This is a genomic window from Enterobacter sp. B79-1 (genome assembly GCF_057444735.1).
Genome location: NZ_JBYAZJ010000005.1, coordinates 118124 through 140658, shown reverse-complemented (window position 1 = coordinate 140658; position 22535 = coordinate 118124). Strand labels below are relative to the sequence as shown.

At 60.7% G+C, this 22535-nt stretch carries 22 protein-coding genes; 13 read left to right on the top strand and 9 right to left on the bottom strand.

Going from position 1 to position 22535, the window contains the following annotated elements; all coding sequences use genetic code 11:
* Nucleotides 1–7: 7 nt before the first annotated feature.
* From hypE to hypA, 5 genes are read right to left on the bottom strand one after another with little or no spacing between them, the layout of a single operon-like run.
* A complete protein-coding gene (gene hypE, locus AC2T6E_RS15465) occupies nt 8–1018 on the bottom strand; it encodes a hydrogenase expression/formation protein HypE (RefSeq protein ID WP_108416391.1) in 1011 nt (336 codons plus the stop codon).
* The gene (gene hypD / locus AC2T6E_RS15460) at nt 1015–2136 is read right to left on the bottom strand and encodes a hydrogenase formation protein HypD (protein WP_253178971.1); all 1122 of its coding nucleotides are present in this window, start codon (nt 2134–2136) and stop codon (nt 1015–1017) included. Before hypD ends, hypE begins: the two co-directional genes overlap by 4 nt.
* Nucleotides 2137–2139: 3 nt before the next feature.
* Nucleotides 2140–2412 (bottom strand): HypC/HybG/HupF family hydrogenase formation chaperone, encoded by a 273-nt coding sequence (locus AC2T6E_RS15455; protein WP_486692523.1) that lies wholly within the window; start codon nt 2410–2412, stop codon nt 2140–2142.
* Nucleotides 2403–3266: a hydrogenase nickel incorporation protein HypB gene (gene hypB, locus AC2T6E_RS15450; protein ID WP_481977741.1), complete on the bottom strand. Its 864-nt coding sequence runs from the start codon at nt 3264–3266 to the stop codon at nt 2403–2405. The genes AC2T6E_RS15455 and hypB overlap by 10 nt, the downstream gene beginning before the upstream one ends.
* Nucleotides 3267–3269: 3 nt before the next feature.
* On the bottom strand, nt 3270–3620 hold the full coding sequence (gene hypA, locus AC2T6E_RS15445; RefSeq protein ID WP_010434483.1) for a hydrogenase maturation nickel metallochaperone HypA: 351 nt from the start codon (nt 3618–3620) through the stop codon (nt 3270–3272).
* 211 nt (nt 3621–3831) lie between these two features.
* Here hypA and hycA point away from each other — a divergent pair, with 211 nt between their 5' ends.
* The 9 genes from hycA (at nt 3832) to hycI (ending at nt 11612) form a co-directional block, all read left to right on the top strand.
* Complete coding sequence (hycA, locus tag AC2T6E_RS15440) at nt 3832–4296, top strand: formate hydrogenlyase regulator HycA (protein ID WP_108416396.1); 465 nt, start codon at nt 3832–3834, stop codon at nt 4294–4296.
* A gap of 72 nt (nt 4297–4368) precedes the next feature.
* Nucleotides 4369–4977: a 4Fe-4S dicluster domain-containing protein gene (locus AC2T6E_RS15435; RefSeq protein WP_214606281.1), complete on the top strand. Its 609-nt coding sequence runs from the start codon at nt 4369–4371 to the stop codon at nt 4975–4977.
* Nucleotides 4974–6788, top strand: coding sequence for a formate hydrogenlyase subunit 3 (gene hycC, locus AC2T6E_RS15430; RefSeq protein ID WP_148401029.1), 1815 nt, complete (start codon nt 4974–4976; stop codon nt 6786–6788). The genes AC2T6E_RS15435 and hycC overlap by 4 nt, the downstream gene beginning before the upstream one ends.
* 1 nt (nt 6789) lies before the next feature.
* Nucleotides 6790–7713 carry a respiratory chain complex I subunit 1 family protein gene (locus AC2T6E_RS15425; protein WP_100166276.1) on the top strand — a complete coding sequence of 308 codons (924 nt, stop codon included), beginning with the start codon at nt 6790–6792 and terminating at the stop codon, nt 7711–7713.
* Nucleotides 7714–7728: 15 nt separating this feature from the next.
* Complete coding sequence (gene hycE / locus AC2T6E_RS15420; RefSeq protein WP_486692411.1) at nt 7729–9438, top strand: formate hydrogenlyase subunit HycE; 1710 nt, start codon at nt 7729–7731, stop codon at nt 9436–9438.
* 9 nt (nt 9439–9447) lie between these two features.
* Nucleotides 9448–9990, top strand: coding sequence for a formate hydrogenlyase complex iron-sulfur subunit (locus AC2T6E_RS15415; protein ID WP_447854666.1), 543 nt, complete (start codon nt 9448–9450; stop codon nt 9988–9990).
* On the top strand, nt 9990–10757 hold the full coding sequence (locus AC2T6E_RS15410) for an NADH-quinone oxidoreductase subunit B family protein (protein WP_260662661.1): 768 nt from the start codon (nt 9990–9992) through the stop codon (nt 10755–10757). Before AC2T6E_RS15415 ends, AC2T6E_RS15410 begins: the two co-directional genes overlap by 1 nt.
* Entirely contained in the window at nt 10754–11164 is a 411-nt protein-coding gene (locus tag AC2T6E_RS15405; RefSeq protein ID WP_148401027.1) for a formate hydrogenlyase maturation HycH family protein, read from the top strand. The genes AC2T6E_RS15410 and AC2T6E_RS15405 overlap by 4 nt, the downstream gene beginning before the upstream one ends.
* On the top strand, nt 11157–11612 hold the full coding sequence (gene hycI, locus AC2T6E_RS15400) for a hydrogenase maturation peptidase HycI (protein WP_486692408.1): 456 nt from the start codon (nt 11157–11159) through the stop codon (nt 11610–11612). The genes AC2T6E_RS15405 and hycI overlap by 8 nt, the downstream gene beginning before the upstream one ends.
* A gap of 81 nt (nt 11613–11693) precedes the next feature.
* On the opposite strand, the gene AC2T6E_RS15395 is transcribed toward hycI, so the two are convergent.
* Nucleotides 11694–13118: a 6-phospho-beta-glucosidase gene (locus AC2T6E_RS15395; RefSeq protein WP_486692406.1), complete on the bottom strand. Its 1425-nt coding sequence runs from the start codon at nt 13116–13118 to the stop codon at nt 11694–11696.
* An 18-nt stretch (nt 13119–13136) separates the two neighbouring features.
* Nucleotides 13137–14588 (bottom strand): PTS cellobiose/arbutin/salicin transporter subunit IIBC, encoded by a 1452-nt coding sequence (gene ascF, locus AC2T6E_RS15390; RefSeq protein ID WP_108416404.1) that lies wholly within the window; start codon nt 14586–14588, stop codon nt 13137–13139.
* Nucleotides 14589–14801: 213 nt separating this feature from the next.
* Here ascF and AC2T6E_RS15385 point away from each other — a divergent pair, with 213 nt between their 5' ends.
* The 4 genes from AC2T6E_RS15385 (at nt 14802) to AC2T6E_RS15370 (ending at nt 19742) form a co-directional block, all read left to right on the top strand.
* On the top strand, nt 14802–15815 hold the full coding sequence (locus tag AC2T6E_RS15385) for a LacI family DNA-binding transcriptional regulator (RefSeq protein ID WP_010434454.1): 1014 nt from the start codon (nt 14802–14804) through the stop codon (nt 15813–15815).
* A 134-nt stretch (nt 15816–15949) separates the two neighbouring features.
* Nucleotides 15950–16495 (top strand): electron transport protein HydN, encoded by a 546-nt coding sequence (gene hydN / locus AC2T6E_RS15380; RefSeq protein WP_108416405.1) that lies wholly within the window; start codon nt 15950–15952, stop codon nt 16493–16495.
* A gap of 6 nt (nt 16496–16501) precedes the next feature.
* The gene (gene hypF, locus AC2T6E_RS15375; protein WP_214594547.1) at nt 16502–18718 is read left to right on the top strand and encodes a carbamoyltransferase HypF; all 2217 of its coding nucleotides are present in this window, start codon (nt 16502–16504) and stop codon (nt 18716–18718) included.
* 1 nt (nt 18719) lies between these two features.
* Nucleotides 18720–19742 carry a HoxN/HupN/NixA family nickel/cobalt transporter gene (locus AC2T6E_RS15370; protein ID WP_454539391.1) on the top strand — a complete coding sequence of 341 codons (1023 nt, stop codon included), beginning with the start codon at nt 18720–18722 and terminating at the stop codon, nt 19740–19742.
* Nucleotides 19743–19855: 113 nt separating this feature from the next.
* On the opposite strand, the gene norW is transcribed toward AC2T6E_RS15370, so the two are convergent.
* Together norW and norV are read right to left on the bottom strand one after the other, a co-directional pair.
* Entirely contained in the window at nt 19856–20989 is a 1134-nt protein-coding gene (gene norW / locus AC2T6E_RS15365) for an NADH:flavorubredoxin reductase NorW (protein WP_454539390.1), read from the bottom strand.
* Nucleotides 20986–22434 (bottom strand): anaerobic nitric oxide reductase flavorubredoxin, encoded by a 1449-nt coding sequence (gene norV, locus AC2T6E_RS15360; RefSeq protein ID WP_486692402.1) that lies wholly within the window; start codon nt 22432–22434, stop codon nt 20986–20988. The genes norW and norV overlap by 4 nt, the downstream gene beginning before the upstream one ends.
* Nucleotides 22435–22535 lie beyond the last annotated feature (101 nt).

Sequence of the window (22535 nt, the reverse complement as noted above, 5' to 3'; positions counted from 1 at the left end):
CGCGGTTCTAGCAAATTCGGGGTAAGGGTTCCGCGTGCGGCAGATCCAGCGTGCGTTTAACGCCATACAGCCCGGCCAGGCGCACCCCTTTGCGCTCAACCACTTCGCCAATGATAGCGGCGTTTTTTCCTGAGGGATGGGCGCGAAGCTGTTCCAGCACCGCTTCTGCAGCGGTACGTTCCACGCCGATCACCAGTTTACCTTCGTTAGCAAAGTTAAGCGGATCAAGTCCCAGCAGTTCGCACAGTCCGCGCACGGCAGGCTTGACGGGCAGATCGCGCTCGGTCAGCTCAATGCCGCATCCGCAGCTTGCCGCAAACTCGTGTACGACGGCATTCACGCCGCCTCGGGTGGCGTCCCGCAGGGCTTTTACGCCCGGAAGGGTACGCAGGGTTTGAATCAGCGGTGTGAGTACCGCGCAGTCGCTGCGCAGTTCGCCGTCCAGACCTAAGCCTTCGCGCAGGTTAAGAATGGTTGCCCCGTGGCAGCCCAGCGTTCCGGTCACGATCAGCACGTCGCCTGCACCAAGCTGCTGCGCGCCCCAGTGAATATCGGCCGGTATTGCCCCCATTCCTGCAGTATTGATGAAAAGTTTATCCGCCGCGCCGCGCTGGACCACTTTGGTATCACCGGTGACGATAGCAATGCCCGCTTCGCGTGCGGTCTGCGCCATGCTGCTGACCACCGCGTTAAGCGTTGCCATCGGTAAACCCTCTTCGAGAATAAACCCGCAGGAGAGGTAGCGCGGAACCGCGCCGCTGACGGCGATATCATTGGCCGTACCGCAAATGGCGAGCTTGCCGATATCACCGCCGGGAAAGAACAGCGGGTCGATGACGTAGCTGTCGGTCGAGAACGCCAGTCTGTCACCGTGAGCGGTGAGCGTTGACAGGTCAATGCGCGCCTGGTCTTCCTGTTCGGCCAGCCAGGGGTTGTTGAATGCTTCCATAAACAGCTGATTAATGAGCTGCTGCATCGCCTGACCACCGCTGCCGTGCGCCATTTCAACCGTGTTCATGCTTCACACTCCTGATTGCGGAACTGATACCACGCGGCGCAGGCTCCCTCGGAGGAGACCATCAGCGCGCCAAACGCGGTTTGCGGGTTACAGGTGTTGCCATATAACGGGCAATGATGAGGTTTGCATTTGCCGGTGAGTACCTCACCGCAGCGCGCGCGCGGATCGTCACACACCTGCTGCGGCTGCGGGCGAAAATGCGCCTCTGCGTCGAAGGATTGATACGCGGGCGTCAGACGCACGCCGGATTCGGCAATCACTCCCAGACCGCGCCATTCGCTGTCGCCCTCAACGCTAAACACGTCGGCTATCGCCTGCTGCGCTCGTTCATTACCCGCATCGGGTACCACGCGGCGATACTGATTTTCCACCGCGCTCAGGGCCGCTATTTTCTGCTCAACCAGCATGGTTACGCCTTGCAGTAGATCAAGCGGTTCGAAACCAGCCACCACTAACGGACGATTGTACTGTTCAGCGATAAAACCATAGGCGTCTGTGCCAATCACCATGCTGACGTGGCCCGGTGCCAGAAAGGCGTCAATGCCGTTTTCCGGCTCCTCCAGCAGGCTGCGCAGCGTGGGGATGAGCGTGATGTGCTGGCAGAAAAAGAAAAAGTTATCGACGCTGCGCGCTTTAGCCTGCTGCAGCGTGATGGCGGTGGCGGGCATGGTGGTTTCAAACCCCAGGCCAAAAAACACGACCTTGCGCGCGGGGTTATCCGCTGCCAGCGTCAGGGCATCCATCGGCGAATAGACGATCCGGATGTCGGCCCCGCGCGCTTTCGCCTGCAGCAGCGAGCCATTTTTCCCCGGCACGCGCATCGCGTCGCCAAAGGTGCAGAAAATGACGTCGGGCTGGCTGGCAATCTCGATACAGCTGTCGATACGCCCCATCGGCAAAACGCAGACCGGGCAGCCGGGGCCGTGGATAAACTCGATGTTTTCCGGCAGCAGCTGGTCGAGGCCAAATTTGAAGATGGCGTGCGTGTGTCCGCCGCACACCTCCATGATCCGCAGCGGTCTTTCTTTGGTGTAGTCCAGCAGCGCCGCGCGCGTTTTCAGGTGCCCGATAAGCTGCATCACCTGTTCAGGCGCGCGGTATTCATCAACGTAACGCATGTGCTATCGCTCCTCGCCGTACAGGAGCGCGCCCACGTCAGGCTCCACGTCGAACATGTTTTGCAGGGCGTCGAGCGTGTCGTGGGCTTCCGCTTCGTTAATCACGCTCATGGCAAACCCCACGTGGACCAGCACCCACTGGCCGAGACGCGATGCGCCCGTTTCATCGCAGCTGCCCACCAGCGTGAGATCGACATCGCGCAGGATGCCGCAGACTTCAACTTTGGCCTGGTTACCGTCGATGGTGTGAATTTGTCCGGGGACGCCTATGCACATCGTTCGCTCTCCAGCCAGTTCAGCCATGCATCCATCCCGTCGCCGCGCGTGGCGGAGACCAGCAGGATCGTAATGTCCGGGTTCACTTCCCGGGCGCAGGACAGGCATTTATCCACGTCGAAATTCAGGTACGGCAGCAGATCAACTTTATTCAGCAGCATGAGGGAGGCGGCGGCAAACATATGTGGGTACTTCAGCGGTTTGTCTTCCCCTTCGGTGACGGAGAGCACCGCGACTTTATGCCGTTCGCCAAGGTCAAAGCTCGCTGGACAGACCAGGTTGCCGACGTTTTCAATGAACAGGATGCCGTTATCCGGCAGCGGCAGACGCGGCGTGGCGTCGGCAATCATCTGCGCATCCAGATGGCAGCCTTTGCCGGTGTTGACCTGAATCGCCGGCGTGCCGGTTTCGCGAATGCGCGCCGCGTCGTTAACGGTTTGCTGGTCGCCTTCAATGACGGCGCAGGAAACGCGTTCGTTCAGGCGTTTGAGGGTTGCGGTCAGCAGCGTGGTTTTGCCGGAGCCGGGGCTGGAGACCAGGTTCAGCACCAGCTGTTGACGGGCGGCAAAGCGGGCGCGGTTGCGGGCGGCAATCTGGTTATTTTTGTCCAGCACGTTGATTTCCACCTCCAGCATCTGGCGCTGGCTGATGCCCGGCGCGTGGGTACCCGCTTCGCCGTGGCCGTAGTGCAGATCGCCCGCAGAGGATTGCTGCGGCGTAAAGGTGATACCCGTCAGCGTCGCCGCAGGACGCGGGGCCGGTGAAAAGGGCGCGGAGCGAAACGCGGAATGAGGACGATGTTCATCCCCTTCGATATACAGGTTGCCTTCGGCGCAACCGCAGGTGCTACACATACATTACTCCTTCTCAATTTCGAGGCGTTGGATCTGCATACCGTCATCCGCCACGATCCGCAGCCCGGTATTCTGGCACTGCGGGCAGCGCTGAACCTTTGATGACAGCAGGGTCACGTACTGCTGACACTGCTCACACCAGCACTCCGCCTGCTGCTCTTCAATATGGAGCTCGCAGCCTTCTGCCAGCGTGCCGCGACACACCAGTTCAAAACAGAAGGTCAGGGCGCTGGTCTCGACGCAGGAAAACGCCCCGATCTTCAGCCAGACGCCGGTGACGCGCTTCGCGTGGTTTTGCACTGCCTGCTGTTCGATAAGCTCCAGAGCCCGCTGGCAGAGGGTGATTTCGTGCATGACGCCTCCTCAATGAATTGCGCCATTGAATGCAATAACGGTGCCAGCTTGATTTTTGTTAGGGCGTGACGGTGTCAACACTGTCGAAATGACACGTCGACACCGCGCGGTTGACAGTGCAATAAGAGTTAAAATCTATATAAATCATAATGTTAAAAATTGGCATGGAATCTGCTTAACAGCCGCTATCTCCATTAACCGGATACCTTTTATGACTATTTGGGAAATCAGCGAAAAAGCGGATTACATCGCGCAGCGTCATCAGCAGCTCCAGGATCAGTGGCACCTCTACTGCAACTCTCTGGTTCAGGGGATCACCCTGTCAAAGGCTCGTCTGCATCATGCGATGAGCTGCGCGGCGCAGGGCGATATGCGCTTTGTCCTTTTTGGCCACTTCACGGTCTTTGTCACCCTGGCGGACAGCTTTAACAGCCACACCATTGAGTACTTTGTTGAGAACAAAGAGGGTGAAAAACACTGTATTGCGCAAGCGCAGTTGATGGCTGACGGCATGGTCGATGGCTACGTCAGCAACCGCGATCGCCAGCAGGTGCTCGAGCACTATCTGGAGAAAATCGCGCCGGTCTATAACGGGCTTTATACCGCGGTTGAGCACGACCTGCCGGTCGATCTGAAACAGCTGACGGCGGGAAATGCCTCCGCAAACGTTGCCTGATAACCAAGTGTCGAAAGTGTCGATAAGACAGTTTTTCTTCGTCAAAAATGACCATCACCTGAGGATTGCCCGGTGAACCGTTTTGTAATTGCTGACTCGACGGTCTGTATTGGCTGTCGAACCTGTGAGGCGGCGTGTTCGGAAACCCACCGCCTGCACGGGCTGCAGTCCATGCCGCGTCTGCGCGTCATGCGTAATGAAAAAGAGTCTGCTCCGCAGCTCTGCCACCACTGTGAAGATGCCCCCTGCGCGGGTGTCTGCCCTGTGAATGCCATCACCCGCGTTGATGGCGCTGTCCAGCTCAACGAAAGCCTGTGCGTCAGCTGCAAGCTGTGCGGCATTGCCTGCCCGTTCGGTGCGATTGAATTTTCCGGCAGCCGCCCGCTGCATATTCCGGCGAACGCAAATACCCCGAAAGCCCCGCCCGCGCCGCCCGCACCGGCGAAGGTGAGCACGCTATTGGACTGGGTGCCCGGCATCCGCGCCGTCGCGGTGAAATGCGATCTGTGCAGCTTTGACGAACAGGGCCCGGCCTGCGTGCGCACCTGCCCGACCAGGGCGCTGATTCTGGTCAACATTCGCGACATCACCCGCACCAGCAAGCGCAAGCGCGAGCTGACCATCAACAGCGATTTTGGCGATCTTTCGCTTTTGCAGGCGCTTAACGAGGGGGCGAAATGAACGCGATATTCATGATTAACAGCGCCGTGGCGTGCTTCACTGCCGCCGCCGTGCTGGCGCTGGTGTTCTCTTTCCATAAAACCCTGAGCGGCGGGATCGCTGGTATCGGCGGGGCGGTCGGTAGCGTGATGACGCTCGCTGCGGGCGGTGTCGTTCTGATCGGCGGGCAATCTGTTGAAACACTCATGCCGCTAATTCGTCATACCGTGGCTATTACTCCGCTGAATGCCATCTGGCTGGTGACCTTTGGCCTGTGCGGACTGTTTATCAGCCTGTTCAATATCGACTGGCACCGCCATGCGCACGCCAAAGCCAACGGCCTGCTGGTTAACCTGCTGATGGCAACGGCGGTCTGTACCGTTATCGCCAGCAACCTCGGCGCGCTGGTGGTGATGGCGGAGATCATGGCGCTGTGCGGCGTGTTCCTGACGGGCTGCAGCGCCTCCGGCAAGCTGTGGTTTGCGCTGGGACGCCTCGGCACGCTGCTGCTGGCGCTGGCCTGCTGGCGGGTGTGGCAACGTTTCGGCACGCTGGACTTCGCTGCGCTCAACGGTCATCCGCTGGGGAATGACGTCTGGCTGCTGGGCGTGATCGGCTTTGGCCTGCTCGCCGGGATTATCCCGCTGCACGGCTGGGTGCCGCAGGCGCATGCGAATGCCTCCGCGCCCGCCGCCGCGCTGTTTTCCACCGTCGTCATGAAGGTAGGGCTGTTCGGTATTCTGAGCATCACGCTGGCCGGCGGACAGCCGCCGCTGTGGTGGGGCGTCGTGCTGCTGATTGCCGGTATGATCACCGCGTTCGTCGGCGGGCTGTACGCGCTGATGGAGCACAACATCCAGCGCCTGCTGGCGTACCACACGCTGGAAAACATCGGCATCATTCTGCTCGGAATGGGCGCGGGCGTGACCGGGCTGGCGCTCAATCATCCTGCGCTGATCGCAGCCGGGTTTATCGGCGGTCTTTACCACCTCGTCAACCACAGCCTGTTTAAAAGCACCCTGTTCCTCGGCGCGGGAAGCGTCTGGTTCCGCACCGGCCATCGGGATATTGAAAAGCTCGGTGGGATTGGCAAAAAGATGCCGGTGATTTCACTGGCGATGCTGGTAGGGCTAATGGCAATGGCCGCGCTGCCGCCGCTGAACGGCTTTGCCGGGGAGTGGGTGATCTATCAGTCCTTCTTCGCGCTCGGTCAGAGCGATCTCTTTATCGCGCGTTTGCTCGGCCCGCTGCTGGCGGTTGGACTGGCGATAACCGGCGCGCTGGCGGTGATGTGCATGGCGAAAGTCTACGGCGTGACCTTCCTCGGCGCGCCGCGCACCCGCGAAGCGGAAAGCGCCTGCTGCGCACCGGTACTGATGTGTGCCAGCGTGGTCGCGCTGGCGCTGTGCTGCATCGCGGGCGGCGTCGCCGCGCCGTGGCTGCTGCCGCTGTTGGGTAACGCTATTCCACTGCCGCTCGCGACGGCGCATACCGTCGTATCCCAGCCGATGATGGCGCTGTTGCTGATTGCCGCGCCGCTGCTGCCGTTCGTGCTGATGCTGTTCTTCAGGCGCGACCGCCTTGCCTCCCGCTCTCGCGGGGCGGCGTGGGCCTGCGGCTATGAACACGAACAGTCGATGGTTATCACCGCCCACGGTTTCGCCATGCCGGTGAAGGAGAACTTCGCCGCCGTGCTGAAGCTGCGCCACTGGCTGAACCCGGTGGGCTGGGTACCCGGCTGGCAGAGTGCCGCCGTGCCCGCGCTGTTCCGCCGTCTGGCGGTCATCGAGCTGGCGGTGCTGGTGGTCATTGTGATTTCACGAGGAGCCTGACATGAGTCTGTTACTGGCAATTCTTCAGGCGCTGGTGCTGTTCGCCGCTGCGCCGCTGCTGTCGGGCATCACGCGCGTGGCACGCGCCCGAATGCATAACCGTCGCGGGCCCGGGGTGCTCCAGGAGTATCGCGATCTCTTCAAGCTGCTTTCTCGTCAGAGCGTGGCCCCGGATGCCGCAGGCTGGGTCTTCCGCCTGACGCCGTTTGTAATGGTGGGCGTCATGCTGACCATCGCCACCGCGCTGCCGGTGGTCACGGTGGCGTCGCCGCTGCCCGTGCTTGGCGATCTGATTACGCTTATCTACCTCTTCGCCATCGCCCGCTTCTTCTTTGCCATTGCGGGCCTGGACACCGGGAGCCCATTTACCGGCATCGGTGCCAGCCGCGAGGCGATGCTGGGCGTGCTGGTTGAGCCGATCCTGCTGCTGGGGCTGTGGGTCGCCGCGCAGGTCGCGGGTTCAACCCATATCAGTTTTATCACCGACACCGTTTATCACTGGCCTGTGGCGCGCTCGATCCCGCTGGTGCTGGCGCTCTGCGCCTGCGCGTTCGCCACCTTTATTGAGATGGGCAAACTGCCGTTCGATCTGGCAGAAGCGGAGCAGGAGCTGCAGGAAGGGCCGCTTACAGAGTACAGCGGCTACGGCTTCGCGGTGCTGAAGTGGGGCATCAGCCTCAAACAGCTGGTGGTGCTGCAGATGTTTGTCGGCGTCTTCTTCCCGTGGGGGCAGATGACGCACTTCTCCGCGGGCGGTCTGGTGCTGGCCGTCGTGATTGCCGCCCTCAAGCTGCTGGTCGGCGTGCTGGTGATTGCCCTGTTTGAAAACAGCATGGCGCGCCTGCGTTTTGTCGAAACGTCGCGCATCACCTGGGCCGGTTTTGGTTTTGCATTTTTAGCGTTCGTCTCCTTGCTGGTGGCGTGATTAAAGAGAGTTTTTATGTCTGAAGAAAAGAAAGGTCAGCAGTATCTCGCCGCGTTGCATCAGGCCTTCCCCGGCGTGGTGCTGGAGGAATCCTGGCAAACCAAAGACCAGATAACCGTCACCGTAAAGGTGAACTATCTGCCGGAAGTGGTGGAGTTTCTCTACTACCAGCAGGGCGGCTGGCTGTCGGTGCTGTTCGGCAACGACGAGCGCCAGCTGTGCGGCAACTATGCGGTGTACTACGTGATGTCGATGGAGCAGGGCGAGAAGTGCTGGATCACCGTGCGCGTCGAAGTCGACCCGAACAAGCCGGAGTACCCGTCCGTCACGCCGCGCGTGCCTGCCGCCGTCTGGGGCGAGCGCGAAGTGCGCGACATGTACGGCCTGGTGCCGGTTGGCCTGCCGGACGAGCGTCGTCTGGTGCTGCCGGACGACTGGCCGGATGAACTCTATCCGCTGCGCAAGGACAGCATGGACTATCGCCAGCGCCCGGCCCCGACCACCGACAGCGAAACCTACGAGTTCATCAACGAGCTGGGCAGCAAGAAGAATAACGTGGTGCCGATTGGCCCGCTGCACGTTACCTCCGACGAACCGGGCCACTTCCGCCTGTTCGTCGACGGCGAGAACATTATCGACGCCGACTACCGCCTGTTCTACGTCCACCGCGGCATGGAGAAGCTGGCGGAGACCCGCATGGGCTACAACGAAGTCACGTTCCTCTCTGACCGCGTGTGCGGCATCTGCGGATTTGCCCACAGCACCGCCTACACCACCTCGGTGGAAAACGGCATGGGGATCGTGGTGCCGGAACGCGCGCAGATGATCCGCGCCATTCTGCTGGAAGTGGAGCGCCTGCACTCGCACCTGCTCAACCTCGGCCTGGCCTGCCACTTCGTCGGCTTTGACTCCGGGTTTATGCAGTTCTTCCGCGTACGCGAAGCGTCGATGAAGATGGCGGAGATCCTTACCGGGGCGCGTAAAACCTACGGCCTGAACCTAATCGGCGGGATCCGCCGCGACCTGCTGAAGGACGACATGATCCAGACCCGCCAGCTGGCGCAGCAGATGCGCCGGGACGTGCAGGAGCTGGTGGACATGCTGCTCAGCACGCCCAACATCGAGCAGCGCACCGTCGGCATCGGTCGTCTTGATCCGGAAATCGCCCGCGACTTCAGCAACGTCGGTCCGATGGTGCGCGCCAGCGGCCACGCCCGCGATACCCGCGCCGATCACCCGTTCGTCGGCTACGGCCTGCTGCCGATGACCGTGCACAGCGAGCAGGGCTGCGACGTCATCTCCCGCCTGAAGGTGCGCATCAACGAGGTATTCACCGCGCTGAACATGATCGACTTTGGCCTCGATAACCTGCCGGGCGGCCCGCTGATGGTGGAGGGCTTCACCTACATTCCAAACCGCTTTGCCCTCGGCTTTGCCGAAGCGCCGCGCGGGGACGATATCCACTGGAGTATGACCGGCGACAACCAGAAGCTCTACCGCTGGCGCTGTCGTGCGGCGACCTACGCCAACTGGCCAACCCTGCGCTACATGCTGCGCGGCAACACCGTCTCTGACGCGCCGCTGATCATCGGCAGCCTCGACCCGTGCTACTCCTGCACCGATCGCATGACCGTCGTGGACGTGCGCAAGAAGAAAAGCCAGGTGGTGCCGTACAAAGAGCTTGAGCGCTACAGCATCGAGCGTAAGAACTCGCCGCTGAAATAAGGATTCGCCATGTTTACCTTTATCAAAAAAGTGATCAAAACCGGCGCGCAGACCAGTAGTTATCCGCTCGAGCCGATCCCGGTGGATAAAAACTTTCGCGGCAAGCCGGAGCACAACCCGCAGCAGTGCATCGGCTGCGCGGCTTGCGTCAACGCCTGCCCGTCGAATGCCTTAACGGTGGAAACGGACCTGAAAACCGGCGAGCTGGCCTGGCAGTTTAACCTCGGGCGCTGCATCTTCTGCGGCCGCTGCGAGGAGGTCTGCCCGACGGTCGCCATTCGCCTGTCTCAGGAGTACGAGCTGGCGGTGTGGAAAAAAGAGGACTTCCTCCAGCAGTCGCGCTTTGCGCTGTGCAACTGCCGCGTCTGCCAGCGCCCGTTCGCCGTGCAAAAAGAGATCGACTACGCCATCGCGCTGCTGCAGCACAACGGCGACGCCCGCGTGGAGCATCACCGCGAAAGCTTTGAAACCTGCCCGGAGTGCAAGCGTCAGCAGTGCCTGCTGCCGTCCGACCGTATTGATATCACCCGCCATATGAGAGAGGCCAGCTGATGGAAAACCTACTGGGCCCGCGCGACGCTAACGGTATTCCGGTGCCGATGACGGTGGACGAATCCATCGCCAGCATGAAGGCGTCGCTGCTGAAAAAAATCAAACGCTCGGCCTACGTCTACCGCGTGGACTGCGGCGGCTGCAACGGCTGCGAGATCGAGATCTTCGCCACCCTGTCACCGCTGTTTGACGCCGAGCGCTTCGGCATCAAGGTGGTGCCGTCCCCGCGTCATGCGGACATTCTGCTGTTCACCGGGGCCGTCACCCGCGCCATGCGCTCCCCCGCGCTGCGCGCCTGGCAGTCTGCGCCGGACCCGAAAATCTGCATCTCGTACGGGGCCTGCGGCAACAGCGGCGGCATCTTCCACGACCTTTACTGCGTCTGGGGGGGCACCGACAAAATCGTGCCGGTGGACGTCTACATTCCGGGCTGCCCGCCAACGCCCGCCGCGACGCTGTACGGCTTTGCGATGGCGCTCGGCCTGCTGGAGCAAAAAATCCACGCCCGCGAGCCGGGCGAGCTGGACAACAAACCTGCGGCCATCCTGCACCCGGACATGGTGCAGCCGCTGCGGGTGAAAGTGGACCGCACGGCGCGCAGGCTAGCTGGCTACCGTTACGGGCGTCAGATTGCCGACGATTATCTGCGCCTGCTGAGCCAGGGCGACCATCAGGTGGCGCGCTGGCTGGAGGCGGAAAACGATCCGCGTCTCAACGAGATTGTGGCGAACCTGAACAGCGTTGTGGATGAGGCGCGTATCCGATGAGTGAAACGGTGGTGTTCAGCCAGCTGAGCCGTAAGTTTATTGATGAGAACGATGCCACGCCGGATGCGGCGCAGCAGGTGGTCTATTACAGCCTGGCGATTGGGCACCACCTCGGGGTGATCGACTGCCTGGAGGCGGCGTTAAGCTGCCCGTGGCCCGAGTACCTGACGTGGATCGCCACGCTGGAGGAGGGCAGCACGGCGCGGCGCAAAATGGAGGGCGTGCCGAAGTACGGCGAGATCGTCATCGACGCCAACCACATTGCGATGCTCGCCAACGCCTTTGACGCGGCGCTGAGCAGGCAAACCCCCGAGCAGCAGGCGTGGAGCAAAACGCTGCTTAGCATGCTGCACGATATACATCAGGAGAGCGCCATCTACCTGATGGTGAGGAGATTACGTGACTGACGTTTTACTGTGTGTGGGCAACAGCATGATGGGCGACGACGGCGCGGGTCCGCTGCTGGCAGAGATGTGCGCCGCGAACCCGCAGGGCAGCTGGGTGGTTATCGACGGCGGCAGCGCGCCGGAAAACGACGTGGTCGCCATTCGCGAACTGCGTCCGGACAGGCTGTTAATCGTCGATGCCACCGATATGGGTCTTAACCCCGGTGAGATCCGCCTGATTGACCCGGACGACATCGCCGGGATGTTTATGATGACGACGCACAATATGCCGCTGAACTACCTGGTCGATCAGATTAAAGACGACGTGGGCGAGGTGCTGTTTTTGGGCATTCAGCCGGACATCGTTGGGTTTTATTACCCGATGACGCCGCCGGTGAAAGAGGCGGTGGACGTGGTCTATTCACGGCTTGCGGAGTGGGTTGGGGACGGGGGATTTTCCCGGCTCTGAACAGCGCCCGGTGGCGCTACGCTTACCGGGCCTACGGTTTTGTAGGCCGGGTAAGGCGAAGCCGCCACCCGGCAAAACAGGCTACTCGAGATCCGCCCCGTTACTCGCAATCACCTTCTTGTACCACCAGAACGATTTCTTGCGCTTGCGGTCCAGCGTGCCGTTTCCGGCGTCATCGCGGTCAACGTACACAAAACCGTAGCGTTTGCTCATTTCGCCCGTTGAGGCCGATACCAGGTCGATACAGCCCCAGGTGGTGTAGCCCATCAGCGGCACGCCGTCCTCAATCGCGTCGCCCATCGCGCGGATGTGCTCCCGCAGGTAGCTGATGCGGTAGTCGTCGTTGATCTCGCCGTTTTCATCAATAACATCTTTCGCCCCGAGTCCGTTCTCCACCAGGAACAGCGGCTTCTGGTAGCGGTCGTACATCATGTTCATGGTGATGCGCAGCCCGAGCGGGTCAATGCCCCAGCCCCATTCGCTCACCTGAATATGCGGATTACGCAGGGACTTCACGATGTTCGCCGCGCTGGTATTGCCCGCGTTCATGTCCGCCGACGCGCAGCGCGAGGCGTAATAGCTGAACGAGACAAAGTCGACGGTGTTTTTCAGCAGGTCGTCGTCGCCCGGGTCTTTCACAATCACCACGCCTTTTTCGCGGAACACGCGGGCGGAGTAGGCCGGGTAGCTGCCGCGCGCCTGCACATCGATAAAGAAAAGGTTCTCGCGGTCTTTCTCCAGCGCCATCCACACGTCTTCCGGCTTGCAGGAGTACGGGTAGAAATTGCCGCCCGCCAGCATGCAGCCGACCTGGTTTTCCGGGTTCACCTCGTGAGCAATTTTGGTTGCCAGCGCGCTCGCCACCAGCTCGTGGTGCGCGGCCTGGTATTTCACCTGATCTTCGTTTTCACCCTCCTCAAACACCAGCCCCGCGCCGGAGAACGGGCTGTGCAGCATGATGTTGATTTCGTTGAAGGTCAGCCAGTATTTCACCAACCCGTTAAATTCTTCAAAGCAGGTGCGGGCGTAGCGGGCGAAGAAATCGACCATCTTGCGGTTGCGCCAGGAGCCGTACTCCGTTACCAGGTGCATCGGCACGTCGAAGTGGCACAGGGTTACCAGCGGCTCAATGTTGTACTTTTTGCACTCCTCGAACACCGCGCGGTAGAAGGCAATACCCTCTTTGTTCGGCAGCGGCTCGTCGCCGTTCGGGTAGAGGCGGCTCCAGGCAATCGAGGTGCGGAACACCGTAAAGCCCATCTCCGCCATCAGGGCGATGTCTTCTTTATAGCGATGGTAAAAATCAATCGCCTTGTGGCTCGGGTAGAACTCGTCGTCACGCAGCGAGAAACGCTTTTCCTTACCGACCTTCACCGCCAGGCGATTCGCGCCGTGCGGGATCATATCGACCGTGGTTAGCCCTTTGCCGCCTTCACGGTAAGCACCTTCACTCTGGTTGGCGGCAAGCGCGCCGCCCCATAAAAATCCTTGTGGAAAAACAGACATTCTTACCTCGCTTTCAATTTATGCTTCTGCTGCTTTGTTCTGAACCGGTGCGGTCTGCAGGGCGCGCGCTTTTTCAGCCTCGTCTTCGACCGGGATATCCTCAAAGCCGAGTATCAGGGTCAGAACAAACGACAGCACCACTGCCAGCCCCATCACGCCAAACACCCATACGATGGTCATCGGGTTGGCCGGGTCGAAGAACTGCACGCTGGTGAACAGCCCCGGTGCCGCCATCGAATGGCTGGCAAGACCGGCCATGCCCGCCACCGCGCCGCAGATAAAGCCGCTGATCAGGCTCGCAATCAGCGGACGTTTCAGACGCACCGCCACGCCATACAGCGCCGGTTCAGAGATCCCCGCCATGATGGCGGAGGCCGCCGCCGCTAGCGCCGTCTGGCGCAGTTCCGGGTTTTTGGTTTTCCACGCTACCGCCAGCGACGAGCCGCCGAGCGACAGGTTGGCGCCGATTTCCGACGGCATCACCATCCCTTCCTTGCCCGTCTCGGCAATGGTCTGAATGATGGTCGGCGTAAAGACGCGGTGCATCCCGGTCATCACCAGCAGCGGCCACAACGCGCCCATAATGGCGACGGAGAGCCAGCCCAGATAGCCGTGAATGGTGTAGACCAGCGCGGAGATGGCGCTACCGATCCAGATGCCCAGCGGGCCAATCAACACGATGGCGAGTGGGGCTGCAATCAGCACGATCAGCATCGGCTTGAGGAAGTTTTTCGTCACCGCCGGGGTAATGCGATCCACCCAGCGTTCGATGTACGACAGGCACCAGGTCATGACCAGCGCCGGGATGACGGTGTAGGTGTATTTCACCGCCGTCACCGGGATAAAGGCGAACTCAACGTGCTCGCCCTGCGCGGCTTTCGCCATCAGCTCGATAAAGCTCGGGTGCACCAGCACGCCCGCAATGGCGATAGCCAGCGACATGTTAGTTTTGAACTTCACCGCCGCCGAGGCCGCCACCATCAGCGGCAGGAAGAAGAACGCGCCGTCGCCAATGACCGTCAGGATGGTCAGCGTGGGATCGCCCTTGCCCAGCACGCCGGTCATCTCGAGGATCATTGCCAGCAGCTTGACCATCGAGCCGCCAATGATCGCCGGGATCAGCGGGGACATGGTACCGATCAGCGCGTCGAGGATCCCGGCGCCGATGCGGCGTAATGTCAGTTTCTGCGGGCCTTCCGGTACGGCAGGCTGCAGGCTGGTTGGCAGCAGGCTCACCACTTCGCGGTATGCCTGAGAAACGGTGTTGCCAATAATGACCTGACACTGGTTGTCATTGCGTACCACGCCGAGCACGCCGCTGATGGTTTTCAGACGCGCGGCATCGGTAAGGCTTTCGTCTTTCAGGACGAAGCGCAGACGCGTCATACAGTGAGTGACGGCGACAATGTTTTCTTTGCCGCCCAGCGCGCTGACAACGTCGTTCGCCAGCGCGGCGTAATTTTTGGCCATCGGATGTGATCCTGTTATCGTTGTGAGAAATGTAGGAAACCGGTTTCACATAATCATCATGAGTTTCTTTGAATGAAACAAGATCGCTTTTTGTACATTTTTCACATTCGTGATGACGATCACCTATCGTAAGTCAAAGCGTGATTTCGCCGCTGCGACAATTTTTTTGCAGTGCAGTACACTGCGCTCATCAGTTTCAAACGGAATAACAACATGACCACGATGCTGGAAGTGGCGAAGCGGGCAGGCGTTTCGAAAGCGACGGTCTCCCGGGTGCTGTCGGGAAATGGCTATGTCAGCCAGGAGACCAAAGACCGGGTGTTTCAGGCCATTGAAGAGAGCGGCTATCGCCCGAATTTGCTGGCGCGCAACCTGGCGACCAGGCGTACCCAGACGCTGGGGCTGGTGGTGACGAACACCCTTTACCACGGCGTTTACTTTAGCGAACTGCTGTTCCACGCCGCGCGCATGACCGAAGAGAAGGGGCGCCAGCTGATCCTTGCGGACGGCAAGCACAGCGCCGACGAGGAGCGCGAGGCCATTCAGTATCTGCTGGATATGCGCTGCGATGCGGTGATCATCTATCCGCGCTTTTTGAGCGTGGAGGAGATGGACGAGATCGTCGAAAAGTGCGAGCAGCCGATTATGGTGCTCAACCGACGACTGCGGAAAAACAGCAGCCACAGCGTCTGGTCCGATCATAACGCCTCCTGCCAGGATGCGGTGTCGAAGCTGATTGCGAAAGGCCACCGGGATATTGCGTTTATCACCGGCTCACTCGATTCCCCGACCGGCGTTGAGCGTCTTTCCGGTTACCGGGCAGCACTGATGCAGCACGGCATTCCACTGCGCCAGGAGCTAATTGCGCAGGGGAAATGGAACCCGGCCAGCGGTGCGGCAGCAGTGGCGGAGCTGTTATCCCGGGGCGAACGCTTTACGGCGCTGGTGGCGAGTAATGACGATATGGCGATTGGTGCCATGAAGCAGCTGCACGACAGCGGTGTCGCCACGCCGGACGCGGTGTCGGTGATTGGTTTCGACGATGTGGCTATCGCGCCGTACATGGTGCCGTCTCTGTCCAGCGTGCGCATTCCGGTGACGGAGATGATCAAGGAGACCATCAGCCGCCTGATCTTCATGCTTGACGGCGGTGAGTTCAAATACCAGCAAACCTTCTCCGGTGAGCTTATCCTGCGCGACTCCGTGATCGACGGTCCGCATCGGTGACGTCGACAGCAGTTATCGTCATAAGTGACGATGACAGCACCACACTCATTTTTAAAATCGTTAAAAATCATAATGTTAATAATTGGCACGGTTTATGAATATCTCCGCGCATAACTGTAATGCTGGAGAAGCAGATGAACCGTTTTATTATGGCCGATGCCAGTAAGTGCATAGGTTGCCGTACCTGTGAAGTGGCGTGCGTGGTTTCCCATCAGGCGGAGCAGGACTGCGCGTCGCTGACTCCTGACACGTTCCTGCCACGCATCCACGTCATTAAAGGCGTGAATATTTCTACCGCCGCCATCTGTCGCCAGTGCGAAGACGCGCCGTGCGCGAACGTCTGTCCGAACGGGGCGATTAAACGCGAGAAAGGCTTTGTGCACGTGATGCAGGAGCGCTGCATTGGCTGTAAAACCTGCGTGGTCGCCTGCCCGTACGGCGCGATGGAGGTGGTTGTCCGTCCGGTCGTGCGCAACAGCGGTTTGGGGCTGAGCGTGCGGGCGGAGAAAGCCGAAGCCAACAAATGCGATCTTTGCTACCACCGTGAGGCGGGCCCGGCCTGCATGGAAGCCTGCCCGACGCACGCGCTGGTCTGCGTGGATCGCGACAAGCTTGAGCAGATGAGCGCCGAAAAGCGCCGTCGTGCGGCGTTCGATACTTCAGCATCACTGCTGTTCTGATCTGCCATGAGCAGTAACGGCGTACAGCTGCGCGTGCGCGGCAAGGTGCAGGGCGTGGGGTTTCGGCCCTTCGTCTGGCAGCTTGCGCATCAGCTTCAGCTAACGGGCGATGTCTGCAACGACGGAGAGGGCGTGCTGGTGCGCCTCGCGGGTAATGGGGGGGCCTTTACCGCGAGGCTGCATCAGGACTGCCCACCGCTGGCACGCATTGACCACGTTGAAACGCAGCCGTTCACCTGGACGAACCTGCCGGACGCGTTTGTTATCCGCCACAGTGCGGGCGGCGCCATGGACACCCAGATTGTGCCGGATGCCGCCACCTGTCCGGCGTGTCTGGCTGAAATGCGCGACCCCGGCGAGCGCCGTTATTGCTACCCGTTTATCAACTGCACCCACTGCGGGCCGCGGTTTACCATTATTCGCGCCATGCCCTATGACCGTCCGGCCACGTCGATGGCCGCATTTCCCCTGTGCGCACCCTGTGAGACGGAGTACCGCAATCCTGCCGACCGACGTTTTCACGCCCAGCCGGTGGCGTGCCCGGACTGCGGGCCAGCGCTGGAATGGCGTGCCGGTGACGTTGTTGCCACCCGCGAAACGGCACTGCGTGCGGCGGTGACGATGCTCAAGGACGGCGGTATCGTCGCGGTTAAAGGGCTGGGCGGTTTTCACCTCGTCTGCGACGCGCTCAACCCGCAGGCGATACTGACATTGCGGTCACGCAAGCAGCGTCCATCGAAGCCGCTGGCGGTGATGATCCCGCAGGCGGATAAGCTGCCTGAGTCGATTCAGACGCTGCTGCGCTCACCCGCTGCACCCATCGTGCTCACGCCAAAAGCCTGGCTGCCGGTGTTCCCCGAGGCAATCGCGCCGGGTCTGGATAGCGTGGGCATCATGCTTCCCGCAAACCCGCTGCAACATTTGCTGATGATGGACTGCCAGCGCCCGCTGGTGATGACCTCCGGCAACCTCAGCGGCAGGCCGCCTGCCATCAGTAATCAACAGGCGCTGGATGAACTGGGCAAGATCGCGGACGGCTTCCTGCTGCACAATCGCGATATTCTTCAACGGATGGACGATTCGGTGATGGATCGGGACGGCGCGATGCTTCGCCGGGCGCGCGGTTTTGTGCCGGATGCCATCACGTTGCCTGCGGGTTTTGAGAATATCCCCGCCATGTTATGCACCGGTGCGGAGATGAAAAACACCTTCTGCCTGGTGCGTGGCAGCCAGGCGGTGCTGAGCCAGCATTTTGGCGATCTTGGCGACGAGGGTGTCGAAGCGCAGTGGTGTGGCGCGCTCTCGACGATGCAGGACATCTACGCCTTCCAGCCGGAGCGCGTGGTGTGCGACGCCCATCCGGGCTATCACACGCAACAATGGGCGCAAGCGCAGGCGCTGCCGGTCGAAACCGTACTGCACCATCACGCCCACGCGGCGGCGTGCCTGGCGGAAAACGGCTGGCCGCGTGAGGGCGGAGACGTTATCGCCCTCACGCTGGACGGGATCGGCATGGGCGAGAACGGCGCGCTGTGGGGCGGGGAGTGCCTGCGGGTGAACTATCTCGCATGCGAGCATCTGGGCGGGCTGCCTGCCGTTGCGCTGCCGGGCGGCGATCTGGCGGCGCGGCAGCCGTGGCGCAATCTGCTCGCCCACTGTCTGGCATTTGTCCCTGACTGGCAGCAGTATCCGGAAACGCGCGCGGTACAGCGCCAGAACTGGCCGCTGCTGGCGACGGCGATCGGGCGCGGCATCAACGCGCCGCAGGCCTCGTCATGTGGTCGCCTGTTTGATGCGGTCGCCTGCGCGCTGGGCATTGAAACCCAATCCTGGGAGGGTGAAGCGGCCTGTCGGCTGGAAGCGCTGGCGGCACAGTGTAACGGCGTGGAACATCTGGTGACGCTGTCTGTCGACAACCTCGCGCAGTTCTGGCAGCAGTGGCTGAGCTGGCAGGCTGAGCCGTGCGAGCGCGCGTGGGCGTTTCACGACGCGCTGGCAAAAGGGCTGGCGGAACTCGCCGCGCACCATGCCCGACGCTTATCGCTGTCGACAATCTGCCTCAGCGGCGGCGTGGTGCACAACCGTCTGCTGCGCGCGCGCCTGCGTCATTATCTTTCTGACTTTACGCTTCTTTTTCCTTCGCACCTGCCCGCAGGTGACGGAGCGATCTCCTTCGGGCAGGCGGTGGTCGCCGCCGCCCGGTCATGTTCACAAAGGACTTAAAATGTTACGACTCTTACGCAATGAACCTCGCGCCGCGCTTCTGCTGCTGGCTCTGGTAATGGCAAACCTGCTGGCCTGGGGATGGGCATGGCACGCCTTTAGCGGCAGCACGGCGCTGATGGCCGCCAGCCTGCTGGCGTGGTGCTACGGGCTGCGTCACGCGGTGGACGCCGACCACATCGCCGCGATTGATACCGTGACGCGTAAGATGATGCAGCAGGGCAAACGCCCGTCCGGCGTGGGGGCGTGGTTCTCGCTGGGGCACTCCACCATCGTGGTGCTGGCCTCGATTGCCATCGCCGCTACCGCGACGGCGTTTCAGAAAAACATGGAATGGTTCCACGAAACTGGCAGCCTGATTGGCACGGCGGTGTCGGCGACCTTCCTGCTGGCGATGGCGCTGGTGAACATGGTGATCCTGCGCGGCGTCTGGCGCAGTTTTCAGGCGCTGAAACACGGCAGGCCAGTGCAGGGCGATATCACGCTACCTGCCCAGGGCGGCGTCATGAACTGGCTGTTCGGCAAAACCTTCCGCCTGGTGAATAAAAGCTGGCAGATGTACCTGGTTGGTTTCCTGTTTGGCCTCGGCTTTGACACGGCCACCGAGATTGGCGTGCTGGGGATCTCTGCTGCCAGCGCCTCCAGCGGGATGTCGGTGTGGTCAATCATGATCTTCCCGGCGCTCTTCGCCAGCGGCATGGCGCTGGTGGATACCCTCGACAACCTGCTGATGGTCGGTGCCTACGGCTGGGCGTTTAACAAGCCGCAGCGCAAGCTCTACTACAACATGACCATCACCGGCACCTCCGTGGTGGTGGCGCTGTTTATCGGCGGGCTGGAAGCGCTGGGCCTGCTGATGGACAAATTCGCCCTCAGCGGCGGCGTCTGGGATCTAATTGCCGCGGTAAACGACAACCTGGGCAACGCCGGGTTTGTGGTGGTTGGGCTGTTCGTTGCCTGCTGGCTGATCTCCATGGTCAACTACCGCTGGCGCGGCTACGACGCGCTGGTGGTGCGTTCCTGAACTACCCAGCCCAGTTTTTGCCCGGCGGCGCTACGCTTGCACGGGCCTACAAGGTTTGCCGTTTTGTTGTTGAGTAGGCCGGGTAAGCGAAGCGCCACCCGGCAATACGAGGGTTAAGCAGGTAGCGATTTCAGCAGGGCGAAGGCTTCTTTCATCCGATCTTCACTGACGACAAAAGCGCGCATCTGACCCTCATTATCGGCACCGCGCGCGACCATTCCCTGCGGTTCGAGGGTAATTTGCCAGTTTAGATCCTGACGCTGCGTTTCACCGGCAAGATGCAGCGGTAATTCCGGCGTTTTGACTTTAACCAGCATGGCGGGTAATTTCAGCGGCGCGCTGCCGCCGAGCAGGTTTTTCGCCAGATACATCGCGCTTAATTGAATTGGCTGTAAAAAGGGCAGCACCTGACCGTTAATTTCAGCGCAGTCGCCCAGGGCGTAAATATCCGGCTGCGTGGTTTGCAGGTCGCTATTTACCTTCACGCCACGGCCTGTTTCGGCACCTGCGCGATGCGCCAGCGCGGTTTCCGGGCGCAGGCCCGTCGCCGCAATAACCACGTCCACCTCAACGCTGCGGCTGCGGTCGAGCGTGGCACGAATGCCGCCTTCGGTTTTGCTCAGGCTGTGCAGCTGCGATTTCAACAGCAGATGCACCCCCATGTCGGTCAGGCGATGCTGTAAGCGACTGCTTACTTCTGCGGGCATCAGCGCCGACAGAATGCTCGCCGCGTGGTCAACCAGGGTGACGGATTTGCCCGCCCGGCAGAAATCCATCGCCAGCTCGGTGCCGATCAGCCCGCCGCCGACAATCATTACCCGCTGAGCGTCGCGAAGCCCCGTTTCGCTGGCCCGGTACTCCTGCTGGCTGTTGAGGGTGATCATCAGCTCGCGGCCTTCAATCGGCGGCACAAACGCAGAGGCACCCGTGGCCAGCACAAGCTTGTCGTACTGCCAGGTTTTCTCTTTCGCTTTCACTACGTGGGCATCGGCGTCGATATCGGTGACCCAGGTGTACGGGAACAGACGCAGGTTAAACTGCTCTGCGAACTCCCCCGCCGTCTGGCGGGTGAGGTCTTCGGCGCGCTGATTCTGGCTAATGACGTGGCTTAAATCAGGCTTGTTGTACTCGTCCATGCTGTCGGCGGCAATCACCGTCAGCGGCACGCTGGCATCCTGCTTGCGGATGTTTTTCACCAGCTGGCGGGCGGCAAAGCCCGAGCCGATGATGACGATACCGTTGCTCATTTTGCCTCCGTACCCAGTTCGTCAAAGACGTCCTTACCGAGTGAACATTCAGGGCAGAGGAAGTTGTCCGGCACGTCGCGCCACGGCGTGCCCGGGGCCACATCCTGCAGCGGTTCGCCCAGTTCAGGGTCGTAAATCCACTGGCAGACGCTGCACTGCATGCGCGGGCCGAGATCGGCGGCCGCCGCGGCGGCACAGGCGCAGGTTTCCTGCTGTTCGGTTGGGTTTGCCGCCACTTCCGGCAGCGGAGCGAGCGCCCACTGACGGGCAATATCGCGGCCATGCTGGCGACAGATCTCCAGGGCGTCGATATCCGGACGCCATTTGGCTTTCAGGCTGAGGGACATTTCAAAACCCGCATCCTGTAAACGGGTGGAGAGACGGTCTACCGCGCCGCCGCTCCAGCCGTGGGAGCCAAAGGCGCTGGCGCGCTTGTTGCGAAAACGCAGGCCGGTCATCTCTTCCACCAGACCGGCAATTTTTGGCATCATCACGTTGTTCATGGTGGAGGCACCCACCAGCACGCCCTTAGAGCGGAACACGTTGGTCAATACCTCGTTCTTATCGCTGCGCGCCACGTTGAAGATTTTCACCGCCACGTTCGGGTCCATTTCGTTGATGCCTTGGGCAATGGCGTCCGCCATCATGCGGGTGTTGTTGGACATGGTGTCGTAGAAGATCGTGATGCGGTCTTCCTGATAGTCCGCCGCCCACTTCAGGTACAGCTCGACGATCTGGGTCGGGTTCTCACGCCACACCACGCCGTGGGAGGTGGCAATCATGTCCACCGGCAGGTTAAAGCCGAGAATTTCGGTAATTTTTGGCGTCACCAGGCGGCTGAACGGCGTCAGGATGTTGGCGTAGTAGCGTTGGCACTGCTCGAACAGCTCGGTCTGGTCCACCTCGTCGTTGAACAGGCGCTCGTCGCAGTAGTGCTGGCCGAAGGCGTCGTTGCTGAACAGCACCGCGTCGCCGGTCATGTAGGTCATCATGCTGTCCGGCCAGTGCAGCATCGGGGTTTCCACGAAGATCAGCTGTTTGCCGTTGCCGATATCCAGCGCGTCGCCGGTTTTCACGGTATGGAAGTTCCACTCCGGATGGTGGTGGTGGCCGTTGATCGAGTCGATGGCGTTGGTGGTGCAGTAGATCGGCGTGTTCGGAATGTAAGACATCAGCTCGGTCAGCGCGCCGGCGTGATCTTCTTCCGCGTGGTTGATGATGATGTAGTCGATGGCGTCCAGGTCGATTTCACCGCGCAGGTTCTGCACGAACTCGCGGCTGAACTTGTGATCGACGGTATCGATCAGCACGTTTTTTCCTTCGCGGATGAGATAGCTGTTGTAGCTGCTGCCGCGCAGCGTTTTGTATTCCGTCCCGTGGAAATCGCGCACTTCCCAGTCACGTTGACCGACCCAATGAATGTTATTTTTAACCAGAATAGACATAGCAACCTCTACGTAATACAGCATTTTCAAATAAGATGGTTTGCCTATATCAAGTTGCGTGCCAACTTTTAATGTGTTGATTTTGTTTGATAAAAATTTTC